Genomic DNA, 21,935 nt, shown 5'->3' with positions numbered 1-21,935 from the left:
GGACGTCCTGACGCTCCCGGCCCCGGCGGAAAGAGGCCCGGCTCGGCACCCCACGGTGCGGAGCCGGGCCTCCGGCGTCCCGCCCGCGGGGGCGGAGAGGGCCGGGCACGCCGAAGGGCGCCCCGCGGCTCGCGGGGCGCCCTTCGGCGATGCTCCGGCCGGCCCTGACGGGCGCCGGGGGCGGTTACGGGAGGGCGAGCATCCGCTCGAGCGCGAGCTTGGCGAAGCTCTCGGTGTCCTTGTCGACCTCGATCCGGTTGACGAGCTTGCCCTCGGCCAGCGACTCCAGCGCCCACACCAGGTGGGGCAGGTCGATCCGGTTCATCGTCGAGCAGAAGCAGACCGTCTTGTCGAGGAAGACGACCTCCTTGTCCGGGTGCGCGGCGGCGACCCGGCGGACCAGGTTCAGCTCGGTGCCGATGGCCCACTTCGAGCCGGCCGGGGCCGCCTCCAGGGTCTTGATGATGTACTCCGTGGAGCCGACGTAGTCCGCCGCGGCGACGACCTCGTGCTTGCACTCCGGGTGGACGAGGACGTTCACGCCGGGGATCCGCGCCCGCACGTCCTCGACCGAGTCCAGCGAGAACCGGCCGTGCACCGAGCAGTGGCCCCGCCACAGGATCATCTTGGCGTTCCGCAGCTCCTCGACGGTCAGGCCGCCGTTCGGCTTGTGCGGGTTGTAGAGGACGCAGTCCTCCAGCGTCATCCCCATCTCGCGGACGGCGGTGTTGCGGCCCAGGTGCTGGTCGGGCAGGAAGAGCACCTTCTCGCCCTGCTCGAAGGCCCAGTCCAGGGCGCGCTTGGCGTTGGACGAGGTGCAGATCGTGCCGCCGTGCTTGCCGGTGAAGGCCTTGATGTCGGCGGAGGAGTTCATGTACGAGACGGGGACGACCTGCTCGGCGATCCCGGCCTCGGTCAGCACGTCCCAGCACTCCGCGACCTGCTCGGCGGTGGCCATGTCCGCCATCGAGCAGCCCGCCGCCAGGTCCGGCAGGACGACCTTCTGGTCGTCGGTGGTGAGGATGTCGGCCGACTCGGCCATGAAGTGCACGCCGCAGAAGACGATGTACTCCGCCTCCGGGCGGGCGGCCGCGTCGCGGGCGAGCTTGAACGAGTCGCCGGTGACGTCCGCGAACTGGATGACCTCGTCGCGCTGGTAGTGGTGCCCGAGGACGAAGACCTTGTCGCCGAGCTTCTCCTTGGCGGCGCGGGCGCGCTCCACCAGGTCGGGGTCGGAGGGCGACGGCAGGTCGCCGGGGCACTCCACGCCGCGCTCGCTCCGGGGGTCGGCCTCGCGGCCGAGCAGCAGGAGGGCGAGCGGCGTCGGCTGGACGTCCAGGGGCTGGGCGGTGGTCACGTCACGCACCCTTTCTTGTCTGCGAGTCTGCGAGCGAGCCTTTTCGTCTAAATGACACTATCTATGATAACTGCTTCACGTCACTTTGACGATGGCCATAGTGTCGATGTGACGAAAGTCCGCGCTGCGCCGTGTCCACTGGCGCGTACCGGTCGCCGGTCCGGTGTGCGAGCATGAAGGGGAAAGACTAGGCCTCCAGCCGGAATGAATCCGGGGCCCCGCCGGTTGCAACCGGCGGCAAGCAGTCTCCGTACAACCCGGGAGAGAAGCAGATGTCCGTATCGGACGAGAAGACCACTGTCAGCGACGGCATCCTCCTGTCTGACGCCGCCGCGGCCAAGGTCAAGGCCCTGCTCGACCAGGAGGGCCGTGACGACCTCGCGCTGCGCGTCGCCGTTCAGCCCGGCGGCTGCTCCGGCCTGCGTTACCAGCTCTTCTTCGACGAGCGTTCGCTCGACGGTGACGTCGTCAAGGACTTCGACGGCGTCAAGGTCGTCACCGACCGCATGAGCGCCCCGTACCTGGGCGGCGCCTCCATCGACTTCGTCGACACCATCGAGAAGCAGGGCTTCACGATCGACAACCCGAACGCCACGGGCTCCTGCGCCTGCGGCGACTCGTTCAGCTGAGCCGTAGCGGCGACGCGGACCCACGCGAAGGCGGCCACCCGGTCATCCGGGCGGCCGCCTTCGCGCGTCCGCCGGGGTCCACGGCCCGCGTGGACCCCGGCACGCCTACTTCTTCGGCACCGGCTCCCCGCTCGCCGCGTCCATCACCGTCCGGGCCCCCAGCGGCTGGGTGAGCGTCACCGTCTTGGTCACCTCCACGGCGATGGCGATGCAGGCCCGGCCCGGGTCGGTCGGCCGCTCGCTCACCCGGACCGCGACCTTCCCCGCCCCCTGGTCCGCGGTGACGGTGTAGGTGCTGCACACCCCGCCCCAGAAGGTCACCGTCAGCTTGGTGCCCGTGCTGTCGAGACGGTACGACTCGATCTGACGCGCGGGGGCCGTGCCCTCGTCGGGGGCCGGGGGCGTGGACGGCTTCGCCGGCGGGGCCAAGTGCTCGGGGGCCACCGCCGTCTGGACCACGGTGTACGGCTTCTCGCCCGCCGCCGGCTCCACGCGGAACAGCCACGACGGGACGAGCGCCCGCCGCCCGTCCACGAACTGCGAGGCGAGACCGAAGGCGGCGCCCGTCACGGCCAGCTCGCGCGGCGCCGCCTGCGGCTCGCAGCTCGCCTCCGGGCGGTCCGTCGTCGCCGGCGGGTCGGTCGCGCAGCCGCCGATCCCGATCGGCTTCTCCCCGGACGCCTTGTTCAGCTCCTCCAGCGCCTTCGGCGCCCCGAGCACCGGATACGTCCCGTCCGGCGCGGGCGCCTTCAGCTGCCCGCTGCCCGCCACCGGCGTGCCGTCCGGGCCGATGTGGAGGCCGGTCGACCAGCCGTACGTCGGCAGCCCGCCGACGACCGGGTCGGCGTTGACCACCCGTACGGTTCCGTTCATCACCTGTGTCGCGTCCAGCTTCGCGTCGCCCTGCCCGATCGCCTTCAGGACCGGGGCGGCCGCGGCCTTCGCCGCCGCCTCGCTCACCGGCACCCCGCCGCGCGGCGGCTTGGGCTCGCCCGGCGGCGGGCACGCCTTTCCCTTCAGGCAGGTGTCCCCGGCCGGGCCGCCGTCCTGCCGCGAGACGGTCCAGCTGCCCGGAGCCTCGGCGGACACGTCCAGCCGCAGCCCGGACGCGTCCTTCTCCGGCGCGATCTTCCAGACCGCGCCCTCCAGCCTCGGGGCGCCCGCGATGCCCAGCGCCTGCGCCAGCCGGGTCACCTCCGCCGAGGTGACCCGGCCCTCGGGCCGGTGGACTGCGGCCGAGGAGGGCCCCTTGGGGAGTGGGCCCTTGGCCTTGTAGACGGCTCCGCCGTCGTTCGGGTCCGGCTCGCCGGGCGCGATGCCCGAGCCGCCGGTGTCGCCCTTGGCGTCGAGGTTCAGCGGCGGGGGAGCGGCGGCGCCGCTCCTCGTTCCGCCGTCACCGCCCTCCGACGCCGTCGTGGCGACGTACACGCCCCCGCCGGCGGCCAGCAGCACTCCCGCCGCCACCGATGCGACCAACGGCGCCGTACGCTTCCGTCGCGGGTTCTCCGTACCGCTCACCGCACGCTCCTTCGTCCCGCCGGACTTCCTGTCGAAGACAAGGATGGGACGGAAACGGGGAGCGGCTGGTTCCGTCGCTCAGACGCCGTACTCGGGCGTGGCGGCGATCAGCCGTGCCGAGGCGGGCGGGACGACGACGCCGTGGATCCGCGAGGGGGAGACCGGATCGGCCGCCGCGGCCGTCGGCACCACCCAGTGCGGAGCCATCCGCGCGCTGTCGCCGCGCAGCTGGGCGAGGCTGAACTCGGACTCCTGAGGCTCCCGGGGAGCGGGGTGCGTGGACATACGCGCACCGTACGCACGGGACGGCTTCGGTGAAAAGCCCTACTCTGGGGTAGTTTCCGCTGTTCGGCAGGGGGGCCTCCGGCCCGATAGCGTGAACTGTCAACGCCACTCCGTCCCGCAGGAGCGCCCAGCCGTGCGTATCGCAGTCACCGGCTCCATCGCCACCGACCACCTCATGACCTTCCCCGGCCGGTTCGCAGACCAGCTCGTCGCGGACCAGCTGCACACGGTCTCCCTCTCCTTCCTCGTCGACAACCTCGACATCCGGCGGGGAGGTGTCGGCCCCAACATCTGCTTCGGCATGGGCCAGCTCGGCGGCAACCCGATCCTGGTCGGAGCGGCCGGCTACGACTTCGACGAGTACCGCGCCTGGCTGGACCGCCACGGCGTCGACACCGGCTCCGTGCGGATCTCCGAGGTCCTGCACACCGCCCGGTTCGTCTGCACCACGGACAAGGACCACAACCAGATCGGCTCCTTCTACACCGGCGCCATGAGCGAGGCCCGGCAGATCGAGCTGAAGGCCGTCGCCGACCGCGTGGGCGGCCTCGACCTGGTGCTGATCGGCGCCGACGACCCCGAGGCGATGCTGCGCCACACCGAGGAGTGCAAGGCGCGGGGCATCAACTTCGCCGCCGACTTCTCGCAGCAGATCGCGCGCATGGACGGCTCCGAGATCCGCACCCTCCTCGACGGCGCGACGTACCTCTTCTCCAACGAGTACGAGAAGGGCCTGATCGAGTCCAAGACGGGCTGGACCGACGCGGAGATCCTCGACCGGGTCGGCCACCGGGTCACCACCCTCGGCTCGCGCGGTGTGCGCATCGAGCGCGTGGGCGAGCCGGTCATCGAGGTCGGCTGCGCCGAGGAGGACGCCAAGGTCGACCCGACCGGCGTCGGCGACGCGTTCCGCGCCGGCTTCCTCACCGGCCTGTCCTGGGGCGTCAGCCTGGAGCGCGCGGCCCAGGTCGGCTGCATGCTCGCCACCCTGGTGATCGAGACCCTCGGCACCCAGGAGTACACCCTGCGCCGCGCCAACTTCATGGAGCGGTTCGTGAAGGCGTACGGCCACGAGGCCGGCGCCGAGGTCCAGACCCACCTGAACTGAGCCGGACGGCTCCGGCCACCCGCTCCCGGGGCCCGCGCCACGCGGGCCCCGGGACCCCGGGACCACCCACGCCCCCGGCTACGACACCCGCCGCACCCGGTACGCCGTGCCGCCCCCCGGGGACGCCTCCTCGCCCAGGTACTCCTGACCGCGCATCTCGCACCAGGCCGGGATGTCCAGCCGCGCCGCCTCGTCGTCGGCGAGGACCGTCACCGTGCCGCCCACCGGGACGTCGCCGATCACCTTCGCCAGCTCGATCACCGGAATCGGGCAGCGCCTGCCGAGGGCGTCGACCACCAGCGCCCGCGAACCGCCGGTCGTGGCGGCCGGCCCCGGGGCGCCCAGCCGCTCGCGCACCGCTCCGACCACCCCCGGCAGCACGTCGAGGAAGCGCTCCACCTCCTCCTCCGGCGTCCCGGCCGGCAGCGACACCCGCACGTTGCCCTCGCTCAGCACCCCCATCGCGCGCAGCACATGGCTGGGGGTGAGCGTCGCACTCGTGCACGACGAACCGGACGACACCGAGAACCCCTCGCGGTCCAGCTCGTGCAGCAGGGTCTCCCCGTCGACATAGAGACAGGAGAAGGTGACGAGGTGCGGAAGCCGCCGCACCGGATCGCCCACCACCTCCACGTCCGGCACCAGCTCCGGCACCCGCCCGCGGATCCGGTCCACCAGCTCCCGGAGCCGTACCGCCTCGGCCGCGGCCTCCGCCCGCACCGCCCGCAGCGACGCGGCCGCCGCCACGATCGCCGGCAGGTTCTCGAAACCGGCCGCCCGCCCGGCCTCGCGCTCGTCCACCGGCCCCCGGACGGCGAACCGCACCCCCTTGCGTACCGCGAGCAGACCCACCCCCGCCGGACCGCCCCACTTGTGCGCGCTCGCCGCCAGCAGCGACCAGCCGGCCTCGACCGCCCCCCAGCCCAGCGACTGGGCCGCGTCGACGAGGAGCGGGACCCCCGCCGCCCGGCACGCCTCGGCGACCTCGGCCACCGGCTGCACCGTCCCCACCTCGTGGTTGGCGGACTGCAGACAGGCCAGCGCCGTCTCCGCGTCCAGGGCCGCCCCGAACTCCTCGGCCGCCACCGCGCCCGACCGGCCGACCGGCACCTCGGTGACCCGGCCGCCGGCCGACGCGTGCGCCCCGGCCGCGTTCAGCACCGAGGAGTGCTCCACCGCGGACACCACGAGCCGGTCCCCGACACGCCGACGGCCCGCGAGGGCTCCGGAGATCCCGGAGTGAACAGCGTGCGTCCCCGAAGGAGTGAACACCAGCTCGTCGGGACGGCAGCCCACCGCCTCCGCCGCGGCCTCCCGCGCCGCGTCGAGGAGCAGCCGCGCCCGCCGCCCCTCGCGGTAGAGCCGGGCCGGGTCGGCCCAGCCCTCGTCCAGGGAGGCAAGCAGCGCCTGGCGGGCGACGGGGTGCAGCGGGGCGGCGGAGGCGGCGTCGAAGTAGGGCACCGGACCACGGTAGAGCCCCCGCCCGTGAGCCCCCGTCAGATGCCCCGTCCATGCCGCCGGTCGGCCGCCTCGCGGGGGCGCCGGCCCCACCCGCGGAATGCCGGAGTCCACCCCTTCGGGGAGTCGGACGGCGCGTTGGGCACCCTCCCCGCGCGACCCCAAATAGCGTCCAGTAGGGTTTGGTCCGCATAAACATCCAAACCCCTGCCCGCGGCCGGGGCGGCGACCGACCAGCGAGGCGGCCGTAGCCGACCAGCGCGGGCCGAGACTCTCGGGAAGGCGCTACGTGAGTCCCAACGGCTCCGACCTCCCCCGCAGCCAAGGCGCGGGTGGTACCCCCACGTCTCGGCGCCCGATGCGGCGGAAGCTGCCGCAGGTGCTGACTGCGGGCCTGATCCTGGCGACAGCCACCGGCTGCTCGTACAACTGGGAAGACTTCCCCCGCCTTGGTATGCCCACCCCGGTGACGGAAGAGGCACCTCGGATCCTCTCCCTCTGGCAGGGCTCGTGGGCGGCTGCGCTCGCCACGGGCGTCCTGGTCTGGGGTCTGATCCTGTGGTCCGTCATCTTCCACCGGCGCAGCCGCAGCAAGGTCGAGGTACCTCCGCAGACGCGGTACAACATGCCCATCGAGGCGCTGTACACGGTCACCCCCCTCATCATCGTCTCCGTGCTCTTCTACTTCACGGCGCGCGACGAGTCGAAGCTCCTCGAGCTCACCCCGAAGCCGGCCCACACCATCAACGTGGTCGGCTACCAGTGGAGCTGGGGCTTCAACTACATCGAGGACGTGCCCGGTGTCACCGGTGACGCCAAGACGGACAAGAACCTGGAGAACCTGCCCGACAGGTACAAGACACAGTTCCCGGCCAACGCCGGCGGCGTCTACGACGCGGGCATCCCGGGCGACCGGAACCCGCAGAACGGCAACCCGGGCCCGACCCTGTGGCTGCCCAAGGGCGAGAAGGTCCGGTTCGTCCTGACCTCCCGTGACGTCATCCACTCCTTCTGGGTCGTCCCCTTCCTGATGAAGCAGGACGTCATCCCGGGCCACCCGAACGCCTTCGAGGTCACCCCCACGCGTGAGGGCACCTTCATGGGCAAGTGCGCCGAGCTGTGCGGTGTGGACCACTCCCGGATGCTCTTCAACGTCAAGGTGGTCTCCCCGGAGCGCTACCAGCAGCACCTGAAGGAGCTGGCGGAGAAGGGGCAGACCGGCTACATCCCGTCGGGCATTGAGCAGACGGTCCCGGCCAGGAACGCGGAGAAGAAGCAACTGTGAGCATCCTCAACGAACCCCAGGGTGCCGCCGCAGCAGCTGAGGACTCATACGAGAACGAGCTGCCCGTACGGCGCAAGCAGCCCGGTAACGTCGTGGTGAAGTGGCTGACGACCACCGACCACAAGACGATCGGGACGATGTACCTCGTCACGTCGTTCGTCTTCTTCTGCATCGGCGGACTCATGGCGCTCTTCATGCGCGCCGAGCTGGCCCGTCCGGGTACGCAGATCATGTCGAACGAGCAGTTCAACCAGGCGTTCACGATGCACGGCACGATCATGCTGCTGATGTTCGCGACGCCGCTGTTCGCCGGTTTCGCGAACTGGATCATGCCGCTGCAGATCGGCGCGCCCGACGTGGCGTTCCCGCGGCTGAACATGTTCGCGTACTGGCTGTACCTCTTCGGCTCGATCATCGCGGTGGCCGGCTTCCTCACCCCGCAGGGTGCGGCCGACTTCGGCTGGTTCGCCTACGCCCCGCTGTCGGACGCCGTCCGCTCGCCGGGCGTCGGCGCCGACATGTGGATCATGGGTCTGGCCTTCTCCGGCTTCGGCACGATCCTCGGCTCGGTCAACTTCATCACCACGATCATCTGCATGCGCGCTCCGGGCATGACGATGTTCCGCATGCCGATCTTCACCTGGAACGTGCTGCTGACCGGTGTCCTGGTCCTGCTCGCCTTCCCGGTCCTGGCGGCCGCGCTGTTCGCCCTGGAGGCGGACCGCAAGTTCGGTGCCCACGTCTTCGACGCGGCCAACGGCGGTGCCCTGCTGTGGCAGCACCTCTTCTGGTTCTTCGGACACCCAGAGGTGTACATCATCGCCCTGCCGTTCTTCGGCATCGTCTCCGAAGTGATCCCGGTCTTCAGCCGCAAGCCGATGTTCGGCTACATCGGTCTGATCGCCGCGACCATCGCGATCGCCGGTCTCTCCGTGACCGTGTGGGCCCACCACATGTACGTCACGGGCGGCGTCCTCCTACCGTTCTTCTCCTTCATGACGTTCCTCATCGCCGTACCGACCGGCGTGAAGTTCTTCAACTGGATCGGAACGATGTGGAAGGGCTCGCTGTCCTTCGAGACACCGATGCTCTGGACGATCGGCTTCCTGATCACCTTCACCTTCGGTGGTCTGACGGGCGTCATCCTGGCCTCGCCGCCGATGGACTTCCACGTCTCCGACTCGTACTTCGTCGTCGCGCACTTCCACTACGTCGTGTTCGGCACCGTGGTCTTCGCGATGTTCGCCGGCTTCCACTTCTGGTGGCCGAAGTTCACGGGCAAGATGCTGGACGAGCGGCTCGGCAAGATGACCTTCTGGACGCTGTTCATCGGCTTCCACGGCACCTTCCTGGTGCAGCACTGGCTCGGTGCCGAGGGCATGCCGCGTCGCTACGCGGACTACCTCGACGCCGACGGCTTCACCGCGCTGAACACGATCTCGACGATCTCCTCGTTCCTGCTCGGACTGTCGATCCTGCCGTTCCTCTACAACGTGTGGAAGACCGCCAAGTACGGCAAGAAGATCGAGGTCGACGACCCGTGGGGCTACGGCCGCTCGCTCGAGTGGGCGACCTCCTGCCCGCCGCCGCGCCACAACTTCCTCACCCTGCCGCGGATCCGCTCCGAATCCCCGGCGTTCGACCTGCACCACCCGGAGATCGCGGCGATCGACCAGCTCGAGAACCACGGTGCCGAGAAGGCCCTCGCGGGTGAGAAGGAGGCCGGCAAGTGAAGATCCAGGGCAAGATGTTCATCTGGCTGAGCGTCTTCATCCTCGCCATGGCGATCCTCTATGGCGTGTGGTCGAAGGAGCCGGTCGGCACCACGGCGCTCTTCCTGGCCTTCGGCCTGTCCATCATGATCGGCTACTACCTGGCCTTCACGGCCAAGCGTGTCGACGCGATGGCGCAGGACGACAAGGAGGCCGACGTCGCGGACGAGGCCGGCGAGGTGGGCTTCTTCGCCCCCCACAGCTGGCAGCCGCTCTCGCTCGCCGTCGGTGGCGCCCTCGCCTTCCTGGGCGTCGCCATGGGCTGGTGGATCATGTACTTCTCGGCTCCGCTGATCCTGGTCGGCCTCTTCGGCTGGGTGTTCGAGTTCTACCGCGGTGAGAACCAGAACCAGTAGCAGCGCCCGATCCACCCCGCAGGACCCCGAGGGGCCCGGCCGCTTCGTCACCGAAGCGGCCGGGCCCCTCTTTTGCAGCACTCGGCGCGCTGGGTCGGAGGAATGTTCTTACGGTGATGTCATGAACGACACGCCGCGCATTCGGACTGTTGTGAGCTGCACTCTCCTGGCCGTCGCCGTCACCGCGGGCGTCACCGCCTGCTCGGGGTCCGGGGGCCACCCGCTGTCGACCAGGCCCTACGACGCGGCGCAGCAGATCTCCTTCAACGCTCCCGTGGACGGCAAGAAGGCCGACCCGGACAAGGCGCTGGAGATTACCGCCAAGGGCGACGAGGGCCGCATCACCGATGTGACGGCCGTCGACGCGGCCGGGCACCACCTGGCGGGCGAACTCACCGCGGACGGCCTCCGCTGGCGCTCCACGGGCTCCCTGACCGCCGGCGCCCGGTACACCGTCAGGGTGGCCACGGAGGACGAGGACGGCGCGCCCGGCAGCCGTACGTACACGTTCGAGACGGCGCCCGCCAAGGGGGCCCTCACCGTGGAGTTCGGCCCGGAGGCGGGCAAGTACGGCGTCGGGCAGCCCATCACGGCCGACCTGAGCCTCCCGGTGAAGGACAAGGCGGCCAGGGCGGTGGTCGAACGGGCCCTCAAGGTGCGCTCCACGCCCGCCGTCGAGGGCTCCTGGCACTGGGTGGACAACGAGAAGCTGCACTTCCGTCCGAAGGAGTACTGGCCGGCCGGCGCCTCGATCGCGGTGAGCGCGAACCTGACCGGGGTCAAGGTCGGCGACAAGCTCTACGGCGGCGAGTCGAAGCCGCTGAAGCTGACGATCGGCGACCGGATCGAGGCGGTCGCGGACGCCGGCACGCACTACATGACCGTGCGGCGCAACGGAGAAGTGATCAACACCATTCCGGTGACCACCGGAAAGCCGGGCTTCTCCACCCGTAACGGCATCAAAGTGGTCCTTGGCAAGGAGTACTACGTCCGGATGCGGGGCACCAGCGTCGGCATCGCCGCCGGCAGCTCGGAGTCGTACGACCTGCCCGTCTACTACGCGACGCGGGTCACCTGGAGTGGTGAATACGTCCACGCCGCGCCCTGGTCCGTCGGCTCGCAAGGAGTTGCGAACGTCAGCCACGGCTGTGTCGGCATGTCGACCGGGAACGCGGCCTGGTTCTTCGAGACCGTCCGCCCCGGCGACATCGTGAAGACCGTCAACAGCTACGGCGACACGATGGACACCTTCGGCAACGGCTTCGGCGACTGGAACCTGCCCTGGGACGAGTGGCGGCAGGGCAGCGCCCTGGTGGCCGACGCCAAGAACCCCACCGCCCCGACCGAACTCGCCCGCCTGCGGCCCTCCATTTAGGGCCTGGGTCAGGCGTCGATCGCGAGGCGGGTGCGCAGCAGGGCCGCCAGGGACGCCGCGAACTCCACCGGCTCGACCGGGAGGGTCGCCGCGGCGTCCGCACGGCTCCAGGTGGCCAGCCAGGCGTCCTGCGGGCGGCCGATCAGCAGCAGCACCGGCGGGCAGTGGAAGACCTCGTCCTTGATCTGCCGGCAGACGCCCATCCCGCCGGCGGGCACCGCCTCGCCGTCCAGGACGCAGACGTCCACCCCGCCCGCCTCCAGGCGCTTCAGTACCGCCGGGAGTGTCGCGCACTCGATGTACTCGACCGGGGGAACGTCCGCCGCGGGCCTGCGGCCGGCGGCGAGCCGCACCTGCTCGCGGGTGTTCGCGTCGTCGCTGTAGACCAGGACCGTGGCGCTCGACTGCATCGTTCCTCCGTGAAGGTCATCAACCGATGCGGCGGATGCTACTCCGTCCCACACCCCGTCAACACCGGTTCGACCCCGGTTGGGAGGCCACTTCGATGGGCCGTTCGGGCTGGACACACCCCCCTGACACTCCGAACGGCACCCCCCGGAGTGAGGGCGGGATAAGCGACCGACATAATGTCGGTCGTGGCGACAGTAACGACAGTAGAAACCGGGCACGCGCACCCGTCGGTCAATCGGCCGAACCTCACCAGCGTCGGAACCATCATCTGGTTGAGTTCCGAGCTGATGTTCTTCGCGGCCCTCTTCGCGATGTACTTCACCCTGCGATCGGTGACGGGAGCCGAGTACTGGGCGGAAAAGGCCTCGGTCTTGAACTTCCCGTTCTCGGCCGCCAACACCACGATCCTGGTGCTCTCCTCGCTCACCTGCCAGCTCGGCGTCTTCGCCGCCGAGCGGGGCGATGTGAAGAAGCTCCGGTCGTGGTTCATCATCACGTTCGTGATGGGTGCGATCTTCATCGGCGGCCAGGTGTTCGAGTACACCGAGCTGGTCAAGCACGAGGGCCTGTCGCTCTCGTCGGACCCCTACGGCTCGGTGTTCTACCTCACCACCGGCTTCCACGGCCTGCACGTGACGGGCGGTCTCATCGCCTTCCTGCTGGTCCTGGGCCGGACGTACGCCGCCAAGAGGTTCACTCACGAGCAGGCAACCGCCGCCATCGTCGTGTCCTACTACTGGCACTTCGTCGATGTCGTCTGGATCGGCCTCTTCGCCACGATCTACATGATCAAGTAATCGGTCGCCTCTCGGCGCACCGAGACATCCAGCAAGCATCGACGCAGAAGATCCTGACACCGGGGTAATCCGTGAAAAAGCTCTCCGCACGACGACGCCATCCGCTGGCGGCGGTCGTCGTCCTCCTTCTCGCGCTGGCGGCCACTGGGGGGCTGTACGCCGCGTTCGCGCCCGCGGGCACGGCGAAGGCCGATGAAACCGCCCAGTCCCTCGCCATCGAGGAGGGCAAGAAGCTCTACTCCGTCGGCTGCGCCAGCTGCCACGGAACCGGCGGTCAGGGCACCTCTGACGGCCCTTCCCTGGTCGGCGTCGGCTCGGCGTCCGTGGACTTCCAGGTCGGCACCGGCCGCATGCCGGCCCAGCAGCCGGGCGCCCAGGTGCCGAAGAAGAAGGTCATCTACACGCAGGCTCAGATCGACCAGCTCGCGGCGTACGTCGCCTCCCTCGGCGCCGGCCCCATCACGCCGAAGGAGGGGCAGTACAGCCCCGACGGCGCCGACATCGCGCGCGGCGGCGACCTGTTCCGCTCCAACTGCGCCCAGTGCCACAACTTCACCGGTGAGGGCGGCGCGCTGACGCACGGCAAGTACGCCCCGAGCCTCGAAGGCGTGAGCCCGAAGCACATGTTCGAGGCCATGCAGACCGGCCCGCAGAACATGCCTTCCTTCCCGGACACGACCATGCCGGAGAAGGAGAAGAGGGACATCATCGCGTACGTCCAGGCCGTCAACGGCGAAAAGGCCGACAACCCCGGCGGGCTCTCCCTCGGTGGCCTCGGCCCCGTCAGCGAAGGGCTCTTCGGCTGGATCTTCGGCCTCGGTTCGCTCATCGCCGTTGCCGTCTGGGTCGCGGCCCACACCGCTAAGGCCAAGAAGTCATGAGTACCCAAGAGATTCCAGAAGAGAACCTGCCCAGTGAGCAGGACACCGCGCACGGCGCGGTGAAGGTCGCCGACGACCCGTTCGCCGACCCGGGGCTCCCGCCCCACAAGCCGCGCATCCAGGACATCGACGAGCGGGCCGCCAAGCGGTCCGAGCGTGCGGTCGCCTTCATGTTCACGCTGTCGATGCTGGCCACGGTGGGCTTCATCGCCTCGTACGTGATCTTCCCGGTCGACAAGATCGTGTACGTCTGGCCGCTCGGCCGGGTGAGCGCGCTCAACCTCGCCCTGGGTCTGACCCTCGGCGCGGCGCTCTTCTTCATCGGCGCGGGCGCGGTCCACTGGGCCCGCACCCTGATGTCCGACGTCGAGATGGCGGACGACCGTCACCCGATCCAGGCCTCCCCGGAGACCAAGGCGAAGGTGATGGCGGACTTCGCGGCCGGTGCCGCCGAGTCCGGCATGGGCCGGCGCAGCCTGATCCGCAACACCATGTTCGGCGCGCTCGCCCTCGTACCGCTCTCCGGCATCGTGCTCCTGCGTGACATGGGTCCGCTGCCCGAGAAGAAGCTCCGCAGCACGCTGTGGGCCAAGGGCAAGCAGCTCATCAACATGAACACGCACGAGCCGCTGCGTCCCGAGGACGTCGCGGTCGGTTCGCTGACCTTCGCGATGCCCGAGGGCCTCTCGGAGCACGACCACAACTTCCAGACCGAGATCGCCAAGGCCGCCCTGATGATCGTCCGGATCCAGCCGGACGACATCAAGGACAAGCGCGAGCTCGAGTGGTCGCACGAGGGCATCGTCGCCTTCTCGAAGATCTGCACCCACGTGGGCTGCCCGATCTCCCTGTACGAGCAGCAGACGCACCACGTGCTCTGCCCGTGCCACCAGTCCACCTTCGACCTGTCCGACGGCGCCCGCGTCATCTTCGGCCCGGCCGGTCACGCCCTTCCGCAGCTGCGGATCGGTGTGAACGACAAGGGCTTCCTCGAGGCGCTCGGCGACTTCGACGAGCCCGTCGGCCCTGCCTTCTGGGAGCGCGGATGAGCACTGTGACCGATACGCAGAAGAAGGCGCCCGCCGGTGAGCGGGTCGCCGACTGGGCCGACGGCCGCCTGGGGATCTACTCCCTGGCCAAGGCCAACATGCGGAAGATCTTCCCGGACCACTGGTCCTTCATGCTCGGTGAGATCTGCCTCTACAGCTTCATCATCATCATCCTCACGGGTGTGTACCTGACCATGTTCTTCCACCCGTCGATGAACGAGGTGGAGTACCACGGCAGCTACGTCCCGCTGCAGGGTCAGCTGATGTCCGAGGCGTTCAACTCGACCATGCACATCTCGTTCGACGTGCGCGGTGGTCTGCTCATCCGGCAGATCCACCACTGGGCGGCGCTGATCTTCATCGCCGGCATGTTCGTGCACATGATGCGCGTGTTCTTCACCGGCGCCTTCCGCAAGCCGCGTGAGATCAACTGGCTGTTCGGCTTCCTGCTGTTCTTCCTGGGCATGTTCACCGGCTTCACCGGCTACTCGCTCCCGGACGACCTGCTCTCCGGCACCGGTGTCCGCTTCATGCAGGGCGCGATCCTGTCCGTGCCGATCGTCGGCACGTACCTGTCGATGTTCCTGTTCGGCGGGGAGTTCCCCGGCGGCGACTTCGTGGCCCGGTTCTACTCGGCCCACGTGCTGCTGCTGCCCGGCATCATGCTCGGCCTCGTGGTGGCGCACCTGATCCTGGTCTTCTACCACAAGCACACGCAGTTCGAGGGCCCCGGCCGTACGAACAAGAACGTCGTGGGCATGCCGCTGCTGCCGGTCTACATGGCCAAGGCCGGAGGCTTCTTCTTCCTGGTCTTCGGTGTCATCGCGGTCATCTCGGCGATCGCCTCGATCAACCCGATCTGGGCGCTCGGCCCGTACCGCCCGGACCAGGTGTCCACCGGCGCCCAGCCCGACTGGTACATGGGCTTCGCCGAAGGCCTGATCCGTGTCATGCCGGGCTGGGAGATCAACCTCTGGGGCCACACGCTGGTCCTCGGCGTGATGATCCCGCTGGCGATCTTCCCGGCGGTCCTCGCGGCGATCGCGGTCTACCCGTTCATCGAGTCGTGGATCACCGGCGACAAGCGCGAGCACCACATCGCGCAGCGCCCGCGCAACGCTCCGACGCGCACCGCCTTCGGTGTCGCCTGGATCACCGCGTACATGATCATGCTCGTGGGTGGTGGCAACGACATCTTCGCGACCCACTTCCACCTGTCGATCAATGCGATCACCTGGTTCGTCCGGATCGCGTTCTTCGTCGGCCCGGTCATCGCGTTCATCATCACCAAGCGGATCTGCCTCGGCCTCCAGCGCCGGGACAAGGACAAGGTGCTGCACGGTCGCGAGTCCGGCATCATCAAGCGCCTGCCGCACGGTGAGTTCGTCGAGATCCACGAGCCGCTCAGCCAGGGCCAGCTGTACACGCTCACGGCGCACGAGCAGTACGAGCCCGCGGCGCTGCCCGCGGCCGTCGACGAGAACGGCGTCGAGCGCAAGGTGGGCCGGATGGAGAAGCTCCGGATCAAGCTCAACCGGGGCTACTACGGCCAGGACAACCAGGTCGCCAAGCCCACCGCCGAGGAGTACAAGGAGATCACCAGCGGCCACGGCCACCACTGATCACCCGAGTCCCGCTCAGGGCTTCGCCCTGAGCGGGCACCCTCGAGGTCGCCACGGCGAGAGCCCCGTCCATTCGATGGACGGGGCTCTTTGCCGTCTCCCCGGGTGGATAGGGTGGCCTTGTATTCGTCTCGTCACGCGATGACCAGGAGCTGCCATGAGCGCTGCGACCCCCGCTGGAGGACCTCACACGGCGGGCCGCTCCTGGCCGGCCGTGCTGGACGGCCTGCTGACCGGCCGTGACCAGAGCGCCGAGGACACCGCCTGGGCCATGGACCGGATCCTGCGCGGCGAGGCCACCGACGCCCAGATCGCCGGCTTCGCGGTCGCGCTGCGCGCCAAGGGCGAGACGGTCGAGGAGATCACCGGCCTCGTCCGGACCATGTACGAGCACGCCAACCTCATCGAGGTCCCGGGCGCGTCCGTGGACATCGTCGGCACGGGCGGCGACGGCGCGAAGACCGTCAACATCTCCACCATGTCGGCGATCGTGGTGGCCGGCGCCGGGGCCAAGGTCGTCAAGCACGGCAACCGGGCCGCGTCCAGCGCCAGCGGTGCCTCCGACGTCCTGGAGAAGCTCGGCGTCAACCTGGAGCTGACCCCGCGGCGGGTGGCCGAGGTCGCCGAGGAGGCCGGGATCACCTTCTGCTTCGCGGTGAAGTTCCACCCCGCGCTCCGCCATGTGGCCGCCGCGCGCGGCCAGCTGGGGATCCGGACGGTCTTCAACTTCCTCGGTCCGCTCACCAACCCGGCCCGGGTCAGGGCCCAGGCGACCGGTGTCGCCGACGCCCGGATGGCCCCGATCATGGCCGGCGTGCTCGCCGAGCGCGGCTCCTCCGCGCTGGTCTTCCGCGGCGACGACGGCCTCGACGAGCTGACCACCACCGCCACCTCCCGGGTGTGGGTGGTCCGCGACGGGGCGGTGCGCGAGGAGGCGTTCGACCCGAGGGACGTCGGCATCGACATCGTCCCCGTCGAGGCGCTGCGCGGCGCCGACGCCTCGTACAACGCCGACGTGGCCCGCCGGCTGCTGGCGGGCGAGACCGGTCCCGTACGGGACGCGGTGCTGCTCAACTCCGCGGCGGCGCTCACGGCGCTGGAGCCGGGCGGGGGCACCCTGGTGGAGCAACTGCGCGGCGGGATCGCGAAGGCGGCCGAGTCCCTCGACTCCGGAGCCGCCCGCAAGGCGCTGGAGCGCTGGATCACCGCCAGCAACGCCTAGAGAACATCTGCGCAACCCGCGCTGCCCCGTTCCGGAATGCGGAACGGGGTTGCGCGGACACGATCAGCTGACATACGTTCTGTGCCAGGTCATGAGTGACAGCTACGAAGCCCCGGCTTGCTGTCCGGCAACCCTCCGTCCGTGGCGGGGTGCCCCGGGTGAAGACCAGGCCGTGGACAGCAAGGTCCACGGCAAGCGCGGACCCCTCGAAGCCTTGGGGTCCTGGTCCTCAGGGAGCCTCTTGTGAGCACGCGAATGCGATAGGGCCTTTTCCGGCCCTTCTCCGCACACCCCTCTTTCTTCTCCCAGCGCTGCCGCGTATCCGCCGGCGCGGGATCTCGCCTGCCTCGTACGGGAGTTCGCCATGTCTGTCTCCACCGCTGCCGCCGACCAGTCGGTTTGTGCCCCGCTGCCCGTTCTCGGACGGGATGTCACCGTCCCGCTCGTCACCGGCGGCGAGGTGTCGTACGCCGCGCTCGACTACGCGGCCAGCGCGCCGGCCCTCCAGCGGGTGTGGGACGACGTCGCCGCCTACGCGCCGTACTACGGCAGCGTCCACCGGGGCGCCGGATACCTCTCGCAGCTCTCCACCGACCTGTTCGAGAACAGCCGGGCCACCGTCGCCGAGTTCCTCGGCTGCCGCCCGGACGACCAGGTCGTCTTCACCCGCTCCACCACCGACTCCCTCAACCTGCTCGCCCGGGCCATCCCCGCCGGCTGCGAGGTCTTCGTCTTCGAGACCGAGCACCACGCCTCGCTGCTGCCGTGGAAGGACGCCCGGGTCACCTACCTCAACGCCCCGCGCACCCCCGCCGAGGCCGTCGAGACCCTGGAGCGCGCGCTCGCCGACCGCGACCCCTACGGCCCCGCCCTCGTCTGCGTCACCGGCGCGTCCAACGTCACCGGCGAGCTGTGGCCGGTGAAGGAGCTGGCCGCCGCCGCCCACGCCCACGGCGCCCGGATCGTCCTCGACGCCGCCCAGCTCGCCCCCCACCACCCGGTCTCCGTCGCGGAGTCGGACGTGGACTGGATCGCCTTCTCCGGCCACAAGCTGTACGCCCCGTTCGGCTCGGGCGTCCTCGCCGGCCGCGCCGACTGGCTCCAGGACGCCGACCCGTACCTCGCAGGCGGCGGCGCCTCGCGGAAGGTCGCCCGCCGGACCGACGGGGGAGTGGACGTCGAGTGGCACACCACCGCCGCCCGCCACGAGGCCGGATCGCCGAACGTGATCGGCGTCTACGCCATCGCCTCCGCCTGCAAGGCGCTGACCGAGGCCGGCTTCGACACCCTCGTGGCGCGCGAGCGGCGCCTGATCGACACCGTGCGCGCGGGCCTGGCCGAGGTGCCCGAGGTCAGGGTGCTCTCGCTCTTCGGCGACGACGCCCCGCGCGTCGGCGTCCTCTCCTTCGTCGTGGAGGGCTGGAACAGCTCCCACTTCGCCGCGGCGCTCTCCGCCGAGTACGGCATCGGGGTCCGCGACGGCCTCTTCTGCGCCCACCCGCTGGTCCGCACCCTCCTCGGCGGCGACCAGCAGCAGGTGGGCGAGTGCGGCGCCCCGGAGGGCGAGCCGGGCGAGAAGTCGCTGAACGCCATCCGGGTGAGCTTCGGCGCCGGTACGCCGGACGAGCACGTGGAGCGATTCGTACGGGCCGTCAAGGAGCTGGTCCGGGACGGCGCGCAGTGGAAGTACCGCACCGAGGACGGCCGCTGCGTCCCCGACCGCGGCTGACCATCACTCGTACGGATGAAGGGGGCTCCGCTCGGGGCCCCCTTCGTCATGCCGTCCCGGCCGGGCCGGGCGGGCGGTGGAGCGGCGGCGTCAGGACTCCAGTCCGATGGCGAACGCCGCTTCCAGGTCGTGCTGGGAGTACGTGCGGAACGCGACGTGCGTGTCCGTCCCCTCGACGCCCGGGATCTTGCTGATCCGGCCGGGGATGACGTCCGCGAGGTCGTCGTGCCGGGGCACCCGGACCATGGCGATCAGGTCGTACGTACCGGTCACCGAGAAGACCTCGCTGACGCTGTCGAGCGCGGCGATGGACTCCGCGATCTCGGGGATGCGGTCCACACTGGTCTTGATGAGCACGATCGCGGTGATCACGGCTGGCTTTCTCCCTCGGTCGCCGCGGCTGGGGACTTCACCTTAACCCCACGGTGGTAGCGGCCCCAGGCGTAGAGGAAGCCGATGGTGAAGCCCACCACGTGCGCCAGATAGGCGACGCCCGGGCCCGGCCCCGCCGAGCGCGCCGCCAGCCACTGCAGCACGAACCAGAAGATCAGCACGATCCAGGCGGGGAAGCGCAGCGGCAGGAAGAAGAGGAACGGGAAGAGGCTGGTCACCCGGGCCCTGGGGAAGAGGTAGAGGAACGCCCCGAGGACTCCGGAGATCGCCCCCGAGGCCCCCACCAGCGTCTGCTCGCTGGTCGCGTGCACCGCGGCGTAGCCCAGCAGGGCGAGGTAGCCGCAGCCGACGGAGAAGAGGAGGAACCCGGCCGCCCCCATCCGCTCCTCGGCCATCGCGCCGAAGACGTAGAGGAAGAGCATGTTCCCGAGCAGGTGCAGCCAGCTGCCGTGGACGAAGAGCGCGGTCAGCGGGGTGAGCAGCGCGCGCGGCTCGCCGCTCGTCAGCTCGGCCGGGAGGACCCCCCAGCGGTGGAAGTACGTGCTCTGCGCCGCGAGGAGCGCGTCCCCGCCGCCGTACACCGGATTGAGGCCCGAGGCCGGGCCGATCAGGAAGGTCACCGTGCAGACGGCGATCAGGCCGTAGGTCACCCTGGGGCCGCTCCGGGCACCCCGCCACGCGCCGAGGGCCGCTGCCCGCCAGTCGATCATGGACAGATCATGGCGTACCAGGGTCGACCTGGACAGAGCGCCTCGCCGGGGCGCGCGACGGCCGCCCCCGAGCCGGGCTCCACCCGCGCAGCGTGGACCCCCGAGGCCGTAGGGTGACGAGCAGTACCACCGCAGTTCGACGGCGCACCGCGGCTCCCGCATCCCGCACATGAAAGAGGACGGCCCGATGACGACGGTTCCCCTGCCGACCGCCGAGACCCGCTGGCGCTGCACACTCTGCGGCAACCTGACCCGGTTCGACGTGACGCGCTCCTCCAAGGTCGTCGAGTACGTCCATCTGGACCTCGCCGGGGAGCCGAAGGTGGAGGAGCGCGAGGTGGTCAGTGAGACCATCGAGTCGGTCCGCTGCCGGTGGTGCAACGCGGTGGACCAGATCGAGCTGGTGGACAGGCCCGGCACCGCTTCCTGACGGAGCGGTGCGAACGACATAGGGGTGACGGATCGTGGAGCAGCCCGCGCACGGTGACGAGCCGGCCGGCGCGGCAGGTGACGCCGCCGAGGCGCTCGACCGGCCGTTGCCGGAAGGCGTACGGCGCCGGGTCGTCGCGATCGTCTCGGACGCCTTCGGCGGGCTGACCGTCGCGGAGCTGCCCGGTCCGCTGCGGCAGTACGCCCGCTTCACCCCCACCCGTCGCGCCAAGTTCGCCGGCAACGCCATGGCCGCCGCCCTGGAGAGCGACCCGCTCTTCCGGCAGCGGATCGGCGAGCGCTTCAGGGAGGCGCAGCCGGAGCTGGCCGGGACCGTCGAGTCGGGGGCGCCGCCCGCCGCCGCCGACCCCGTCGACATCGCCGCGGCCGCCTACGTGCTGCGGCCCGCCGGCTGGGTCAAGCTGGTCGCCGCCGCCGGCGAGGAGGTCCAGCGGGCCGACGCCGAGCGGGCCGACGAGGCCGGGCGCCGCGAACTGGAGCGGCTGCGCGAGGAGGTCGCCGCGGCCAAGGAGCGCGGCCGGGGCGAGACCGAGCAGTTGCGCCACGATCTGGAGGCGGCCCGCAAGGAAGCCGAATCGCTTCACCGCAAGCTGCGCAGCGCCCAGAGCGATGTGAAGCGGGGCGAGGCGGCCCTGCGCCGCACCCAGGCCGAGATCGATTCCGTCAGGGCGGAGGCCGCCGCCCAGGTCTCCTCCGCCGAGAGCGAGAGCCGCCGGCTCAAGGCCCGGCTCGCCGAGGTCGAGGCCGCCCTGGAGGCCAGCCGCCGGTCCGCCCGCGAGGGGCGCTCGGTGGAGGACATGCGGCTGCGGCTGCTGCTCGACACGGTCCTGGACGCGGCCCAGGGGCTGCGCCGCGAGCTGGCGCTGCCACCCGTCTCCGTCCACCCGGCGGACACCGTGGACGCGGTCGAGCCCGGCCGGATGTCGCCGAAGGACATCGCCGCCCGCGCCCTGTCCGAGACCGACCCGGCGCTGCTCGACCAGCTCCTCGCGCTGCCGCAGGCCCATCTGGTCGTGGACGGCTACAACGTCACCAAGACCGGCTATCCGACCATGCCGCTGGAGAAGCAGCGGCTGCGGCTGCTCGGCGGGCTCTCCGCGCTGGCGGCCCGCTCGGGCGCCGAGGTCACCTGTGTCTTCGACGGGGCGGAGCTGGCGGCCCCCGTGCTGCTGGCACCACCGCGCGGGGTGCGGGTGCTGTTCTCCAAGCCGGGCGTCACCGCCGACGAGTTGATCCGGCAGCTGGTCCGGGCCGAGCCGCCGGGCCGGCCGGTCGTGGTCGTCTCCACCGACCGCGAGGTCGCCGACGGGGTCGCCAAGTCCGGCGCCCGCCCGGTCGCGTCCGCCTTGTTGCTGAAGCGGCTTTCGCGCCCCTCGTGACGCATGGCAACTCCTGGCCGTATTGCCCGAATTCTGGGGGGCGCACGGTCAAGTGCTCATCACTGCCTGTGCGATGTGTGTAAATAAAGTGCCGGGTGGGCGAGATTTTGCCCGTGAGGATTTGAACTGATCACAACTTGGTCACTAGG

The 21,935-nt window shown here is 70.3% G+C and carries 21 protein-coding genes and 1 riboswitch; of the genes, 14 read left to right on the top strand and 7 right to left on the bottom strand.

Annotated features, from left to right (window positions below; all coding sequences use genetic code 11):
• Window positions 1–184: 184 nt before the first annotated feature.
• Window positions 185–1,366, bottom strand: coding sequence for a quinolinate synthase NadA (gene nadA / locus ACFZBD_RS19395; protein ID WP_391140805.1), 1,182 nt, complete (start codon window positions 1,364–1,366; stop codon window positions 185–187).
• A 263-nt stretch (window positions 1,367–1,629) separates the two neighbouring features.
• Between nadA and ACFZBD_RS19390 the strand changes: the two genes are divergently transcribed.
• Window positions 1,630–1,986, top strand: coding sequence for an iron-sulfur cluster assembly accessory protein (locus tag ACFZBD_RS19390; protein WP_018848827.1), 357 nt, complete (start codon window positions 1,630–1,632; stop codon window positions 1,984–1,986).
• A gap of 105 nt (window positions 1,987–2,091) precedes the next feature.
• Here ACFZBD_RS19390 and ACFZBD_RS19385 read toward each other — a convergent pair whose 3' ends face one another.
• Both ACFZBD_RS19385 and ACFZBD_RS19380 read right to left on the bottom strand, forming a co-directional pair.
• Window positions 2,092–3,504: a hypothetical protein gene (locus tag ACFZBD_RS19385; protein WP_391140804.1), complete on the bottom strand. Its 1,413-nt coding sequence runs from the start codon at window positions 3,502–3,504 to the stop codon at window positions 2,092–2,094.
• A gap of 78 nt (window positions 3,505–3,582) precedes the next feature.
• Window positions 3,583–3,789: a hypothetical protein gene (locus ACFZBD_RS19380; RefSeq protein ID WP_391140803.1), complete on the bottom strand. Its 207-nt coding sequence runs from the start codon at window positions 3,787–3,789 to the stop codon at window positions 3,583–3,585.
• Between the two features lie 133 nt (window positions 3,790–3,922).
• Between ACFZBD_RS19380 and ACFZBD_RS19375 the strand changes: the two genes are divergently transcribed.
• A complete protein-coding gene (locus tag ACFZBD_RS19375) occupies window positions 3,923–4,897 on the top strand; it encodes a PfkB family carbohydrate kinase (RefSeq protein WP_391140802.1) in 975 nt (324 codons plus the stop codon).
• Window positions 4,898–4,975: 78 nt separating this feature from the next.
• On the opposite strand, the gene ACFZBD_RS19370 is transcribed toward ACFZBD_RS19375, so the two are convergent.
• Entirely contained in the window at window positions 4,976–6,358 is a 1,383-nt protein-coding gene (locus ACFZBD_RS19370) for an aminotransferase class V-fold PLP-dependent enzyme (RefSeq protein ID WP_391140801.1), read from the bottom strand.
• Window positions 6,359–6,644: 286 nt separating this feature from the next.
• Between ACFZBD_RS19370 and coxB the strand changes: the two genes are divergently transcribed.
• The 4 genes from coxB to ACFZBD_RS19350 all read left to right on the top strand — a co-directional run bounded on the left by coxB (window position 6,645) and on the right by ACFZBD_RS19350 (window position 11,143).
• The gene (coxB, locus tag ACFZBD_RS19365) at window positions 6,645–7,640 is read left to right on the top strand and encodes a cytochrome c oxidase subunit II (protein WP_391140800.1); all 996 of its coding nucleotides are present in this window, start codon (window positions 6,645–6,647) and stop codon (window positions 7,638–7,640) included.
• Window positions 7,637–9,373, top strand: a complete 1,737-nt coding sequence (ctaD, locus tag ACFZBD_RS19360; protein ID WP_391140799.1) for a cytochrome c oxidase subunit I — start codon at window positions 7,637–7,639, stop codon at window positions 9,371–9,373. The genes coxB and ctaD overlap by 4 nt, the downstream gene beginning before the upstream one ends.
• On the top strand, window positions 9,370–9,768 hold the full coding sequence (locus ACFZBD_RS19355; RefSeq protein ID WP_391140798.1) for a cytochrome c oxidase subunit 4: 399 nt from the start codon (window positions 9,370–9,372) through the stop codon (window positions 9,766–9,768). Before ctaD ends, ACFZBD_RS19355 begins: the two co-directional genes overlap by 4 nt.
• A 121-nt stretch (window positions 9,769–9,889) precedes the next feature.
• Window positions 9,890–11,143, top strand: a complete 1,254-nt coding sequence (locus tag ACFZBD_RS19350) for an Ig-like domain-containing protein (protein ID WP_391140797.1) — start codon at window positions 9,890–9,892, stop codon at window positions 11,141–11,143.
• Between the two features lie 8 nt (window positions 11,144–11,151).
• Here the strand turns inward: ACFZBD_RS19350 and ACFZBD_RS19345 are convergent, their stop codons facing one another.
• Complete coding sequence (locus ACFZBD_RS19345) at window positions 11,152–11,553, bottom strand: hypothetical protein (protein ID WP_391140796.1); 402 nt, start codon at window positions 11,551–11,553, stop codon at window positions 11,152–11,154.
• Window positions 11,554–11,730: 177 nt separating this feature from the next.
• On the opposite strand from ACFZBD_RS19345, the gene ACFZBD_RS19340 reads away from it, so the two are divergent.
• The 6 genes from ACFZBD_RS19340 to ACFZBD_RS19315 all read left to right on the top strand — a co-directional run bounded on the left by ACFZBD_RS19340 (window position 11,731) and on the right by ACFZBD_RS19315 (window position 18,854).
• A complete protein-coding gene (locus ACFZBD_RS19340) occupies window positions 11,731–12,351 on the top strand; it encodes a cytochrome c oxidase subunit 3 (protein WP_391140795.1) in 621 nt (206 codons plus the stop codon).
• Between the two features lie 71 nt (window positions 12,352–12,422).
• The gene (locus ACFZBD_RS19335; RefSeq protein WP_391140794.1) at window positions 12,423–13,232 is read left to right on the top strand and encodes a c-type cytochrome; all 810 of its coding nucleotides are present in this window, start codon (window positions 12,423–12,425) and stop codon (window positions 13,230–13,232) included.
• Complete coding sequence (locus tag ACFZBD_RS19330) at window positions 13,229–14,281, top strand: Rieske 2Fe-2S domain-containing protein (protein ID WP_391140793.1); 1,053 nt, start codon at window positions 13,229–13,231, stop codon at window positions 14,279–14,281. Before ACFZBD_RS19335 ends, ACFZBD_RS19330 begins: the two co-directional genes overlap by 4 nt.
• The gene (locus tag ACFZBD_RS19325; RefSeq protein WP_391140792.1) at window positions 14,278–15,903 is read left to right on the top strand and encodes a cytochrome b N-terminal domain-containing protein; all 1,626 of its coding nucleotides are present in this window, start codon (window positions 14,278–14,280) and stop codon (window positions 15,901–15,903) included. The genes ACFZBD_RS19330 and ACFZBD_RS19325 overlap by 4 nt, the downstream gene beginning before the upstream one ends.
• A 157-nt stretch (window positions 15,904–16,060) precedes the next feature.
• Window positions 16,061–17,125, top strand: coding sequence for an anthranilate phosphoribosyltransferase (gene trpD, locus ACFZBD_RS19320; RefSeq protein ID WP_391140791.1), 1,065 nt, complete (start codon window positions 16,061–16,063; stop codon window positions 17,123–17,125).
• Between the two features lie 87 nt (window positions 17,126–17,212).
• A riboswitch (SAM riboswitch) is annotated at window positions 17,213–17,329 on the top strand.
• Between the two features lie 160 nt (window positions 17,330–17,489).
• Window positions 17,490–18,854, top strand: a complete 1,365-nt coding sequence (locus ACFZBD_RS19315) for an aminotransferase class V-fold PLP-dependent enzyme (protein ID WP_391140790.1) — start codon at window positions 17,490–17,492, stop codon at window positions 18,852–18,854.
• Between the two features lie 90 nt (window positions 18,855–18,944).
• On the opposite strand, the gene ACFZBD_RS19310 is transcribed toward ACFZBD_RS19315, so the two are convergent.
• Both ACFZBD_RS19310 and ACFZBD_RS19305 read right to left on the bottom strand, forming a co-directional pair.
• Window positions 18,945–19,226 (bottom strand): Lrp/AsnC ligand binding domain-containing protein, encoded by a 282-nt coding sequence (locus tag ACFZBD_RS19310; protein ID WP_391140789.1) that lies wholly within the window; start codon window positions 19,224–19,226, stop codon window positions 18,945–18,947.
• A complete protein-coding gene (locus ACFZBD_RS19305) occupies window positions 19,223–19,957 on the bottom strand; it encodes a rhomboid family intramembrane serine protease (RefSeq protein WP_391140788.1) in 735 nt (244 codons plus the stop codon). The genes ACFZBD_RS19310 and ACFZBD_RS19305 overlap by 4 nt, the downstream gene beginning before the upstream one ends.
• 187 nt (window positions 19,958–20,144) lie before the next feature.
• Between ACFZBD_RS19305 and ACFZBD_RS19300 the strand changes: the two genes are divergently transcribed.
• Window positions 20,145–20,387 carry a hypothetical protein gene (locus ACFZBD_RS19300; protein WP_260228851.1) on the top strand — a complete coding sequence of 81 codons (243 nt, stop codon included), beginning with the start codon at window positions 20,145–20,147 and terminating at the stop codon, window positions 20,385–20,387.
• A 34-nt stretch (window positions 20,388–20,421) separates the two neighbouring features.
• On the top strand, window positions 20,422–21,786 hold the full coding sequence (locus ACFZBD_RS19295) for an NYN domain-containing protein (protein ID WP_391140787.1): 1,365 nt from the start codon (window positions 20,422–20,424) through the stop codon (window positions 21,784–21,786).
• Window positions 21,787–21,935 lie beyond the last annotated feature (149 nt).

Origin of the sequence: Streptomyces sp. NPDC008121 (genome assembly GCF_042957155.1) — a bacterium.
In the GTDB taxonomy this organism is placed as follows: domain Bacteria; phylum Actinomycetota; class Actinomycetes; order Streptomycetales; family Streptomycetaceae; genus Streptomyces.
The sequence above is the reverse complement of the archived record's forward strand: the minus strand, read 5'-3'. Positions and strand labels throughout refer to the sequence as shown.

Bases quoted from the DNA above. Each gene is read 5' to 3' on its own strand.
- ACFZBD_RS19390 (WP_018848827.1), top strand. From the start codon at position 1,630: ATGTCCGTATCGGACGAGAAGACCACTGTCAGCGACGGCATCCTCCTG.
- ACFZBD_RS19380 (WP_391140803.1), bottom strand. From the start codon at position 3,789: ATGTCCACGCACCCCGCTCCCCGGGAGCCTCAGGAGTCCGAGTTCAGC.
- ACFZBD_RS19350 (WP_391140797.1), top strand. From the start codon at position 9,890: ATGAACGACACGCCGCGCATTCGGACTGTTGTGAGCTGCACTCTCCTG.
- ACFZBD_RS19345 (WP_391140796.1), bottom strand. From the start codon at position 11,553: ATGCAGTCGAGCGCCACGGTCCTGGTCTACAGCGACGACGCGAACACC.
- ACFZBD_RS19340 (WP_391140795.1), top strand. From the start codon at position 11,731: ATGTCGGTCGTGGCGACAGTAACGACAGTAGAAACCGGGCACGCGCAC.
- ACFZBD_RS19330 (WP_391140793.1), top strand. From the start codon at position 13,229: ATGAGTACCCAAGAGATTCCAGAAGAGAACCTGCCCAGTGAGCAGGAC.
- ACFZBD_RS19325 (WP_391140792.1), top strand. From the start codon at position 14,278: ATGAGCACTGTGACCGATACGCAGAAGAAGGCGCCCGCCGGTGAGCGG.
- trpD (WP_391140791.1), top strand. From the start codon at position 16,061: ATGAGCGCTGCGACCCCCGCTGGAGGACCTCACACGGCGGGCCGCTCC.
- ACFZBD_RS19315 (WP_391140790.1), top strand. From the start codon at position 17,490: ATGTCTGTCTCCACCGCTGCCGCCGACCAGTCGGTTTGTGCCCCGCTG.
- ACFZBD_RS19305 (WP_391140788.1), bottom strand. From the start codon at position 19,957: ATGATCGACTGGCGGGCAGCGGCCCTCGGCGCGTGGCGGGGTGCCCGG.
- ACFZBD_RS19300 (WP_260228851.1), top strand. From the start codon at position 20,145: ATGACGACGGTTCCCCTGCCGACCGCCGAGACCCGCTGGCGCTGCACA.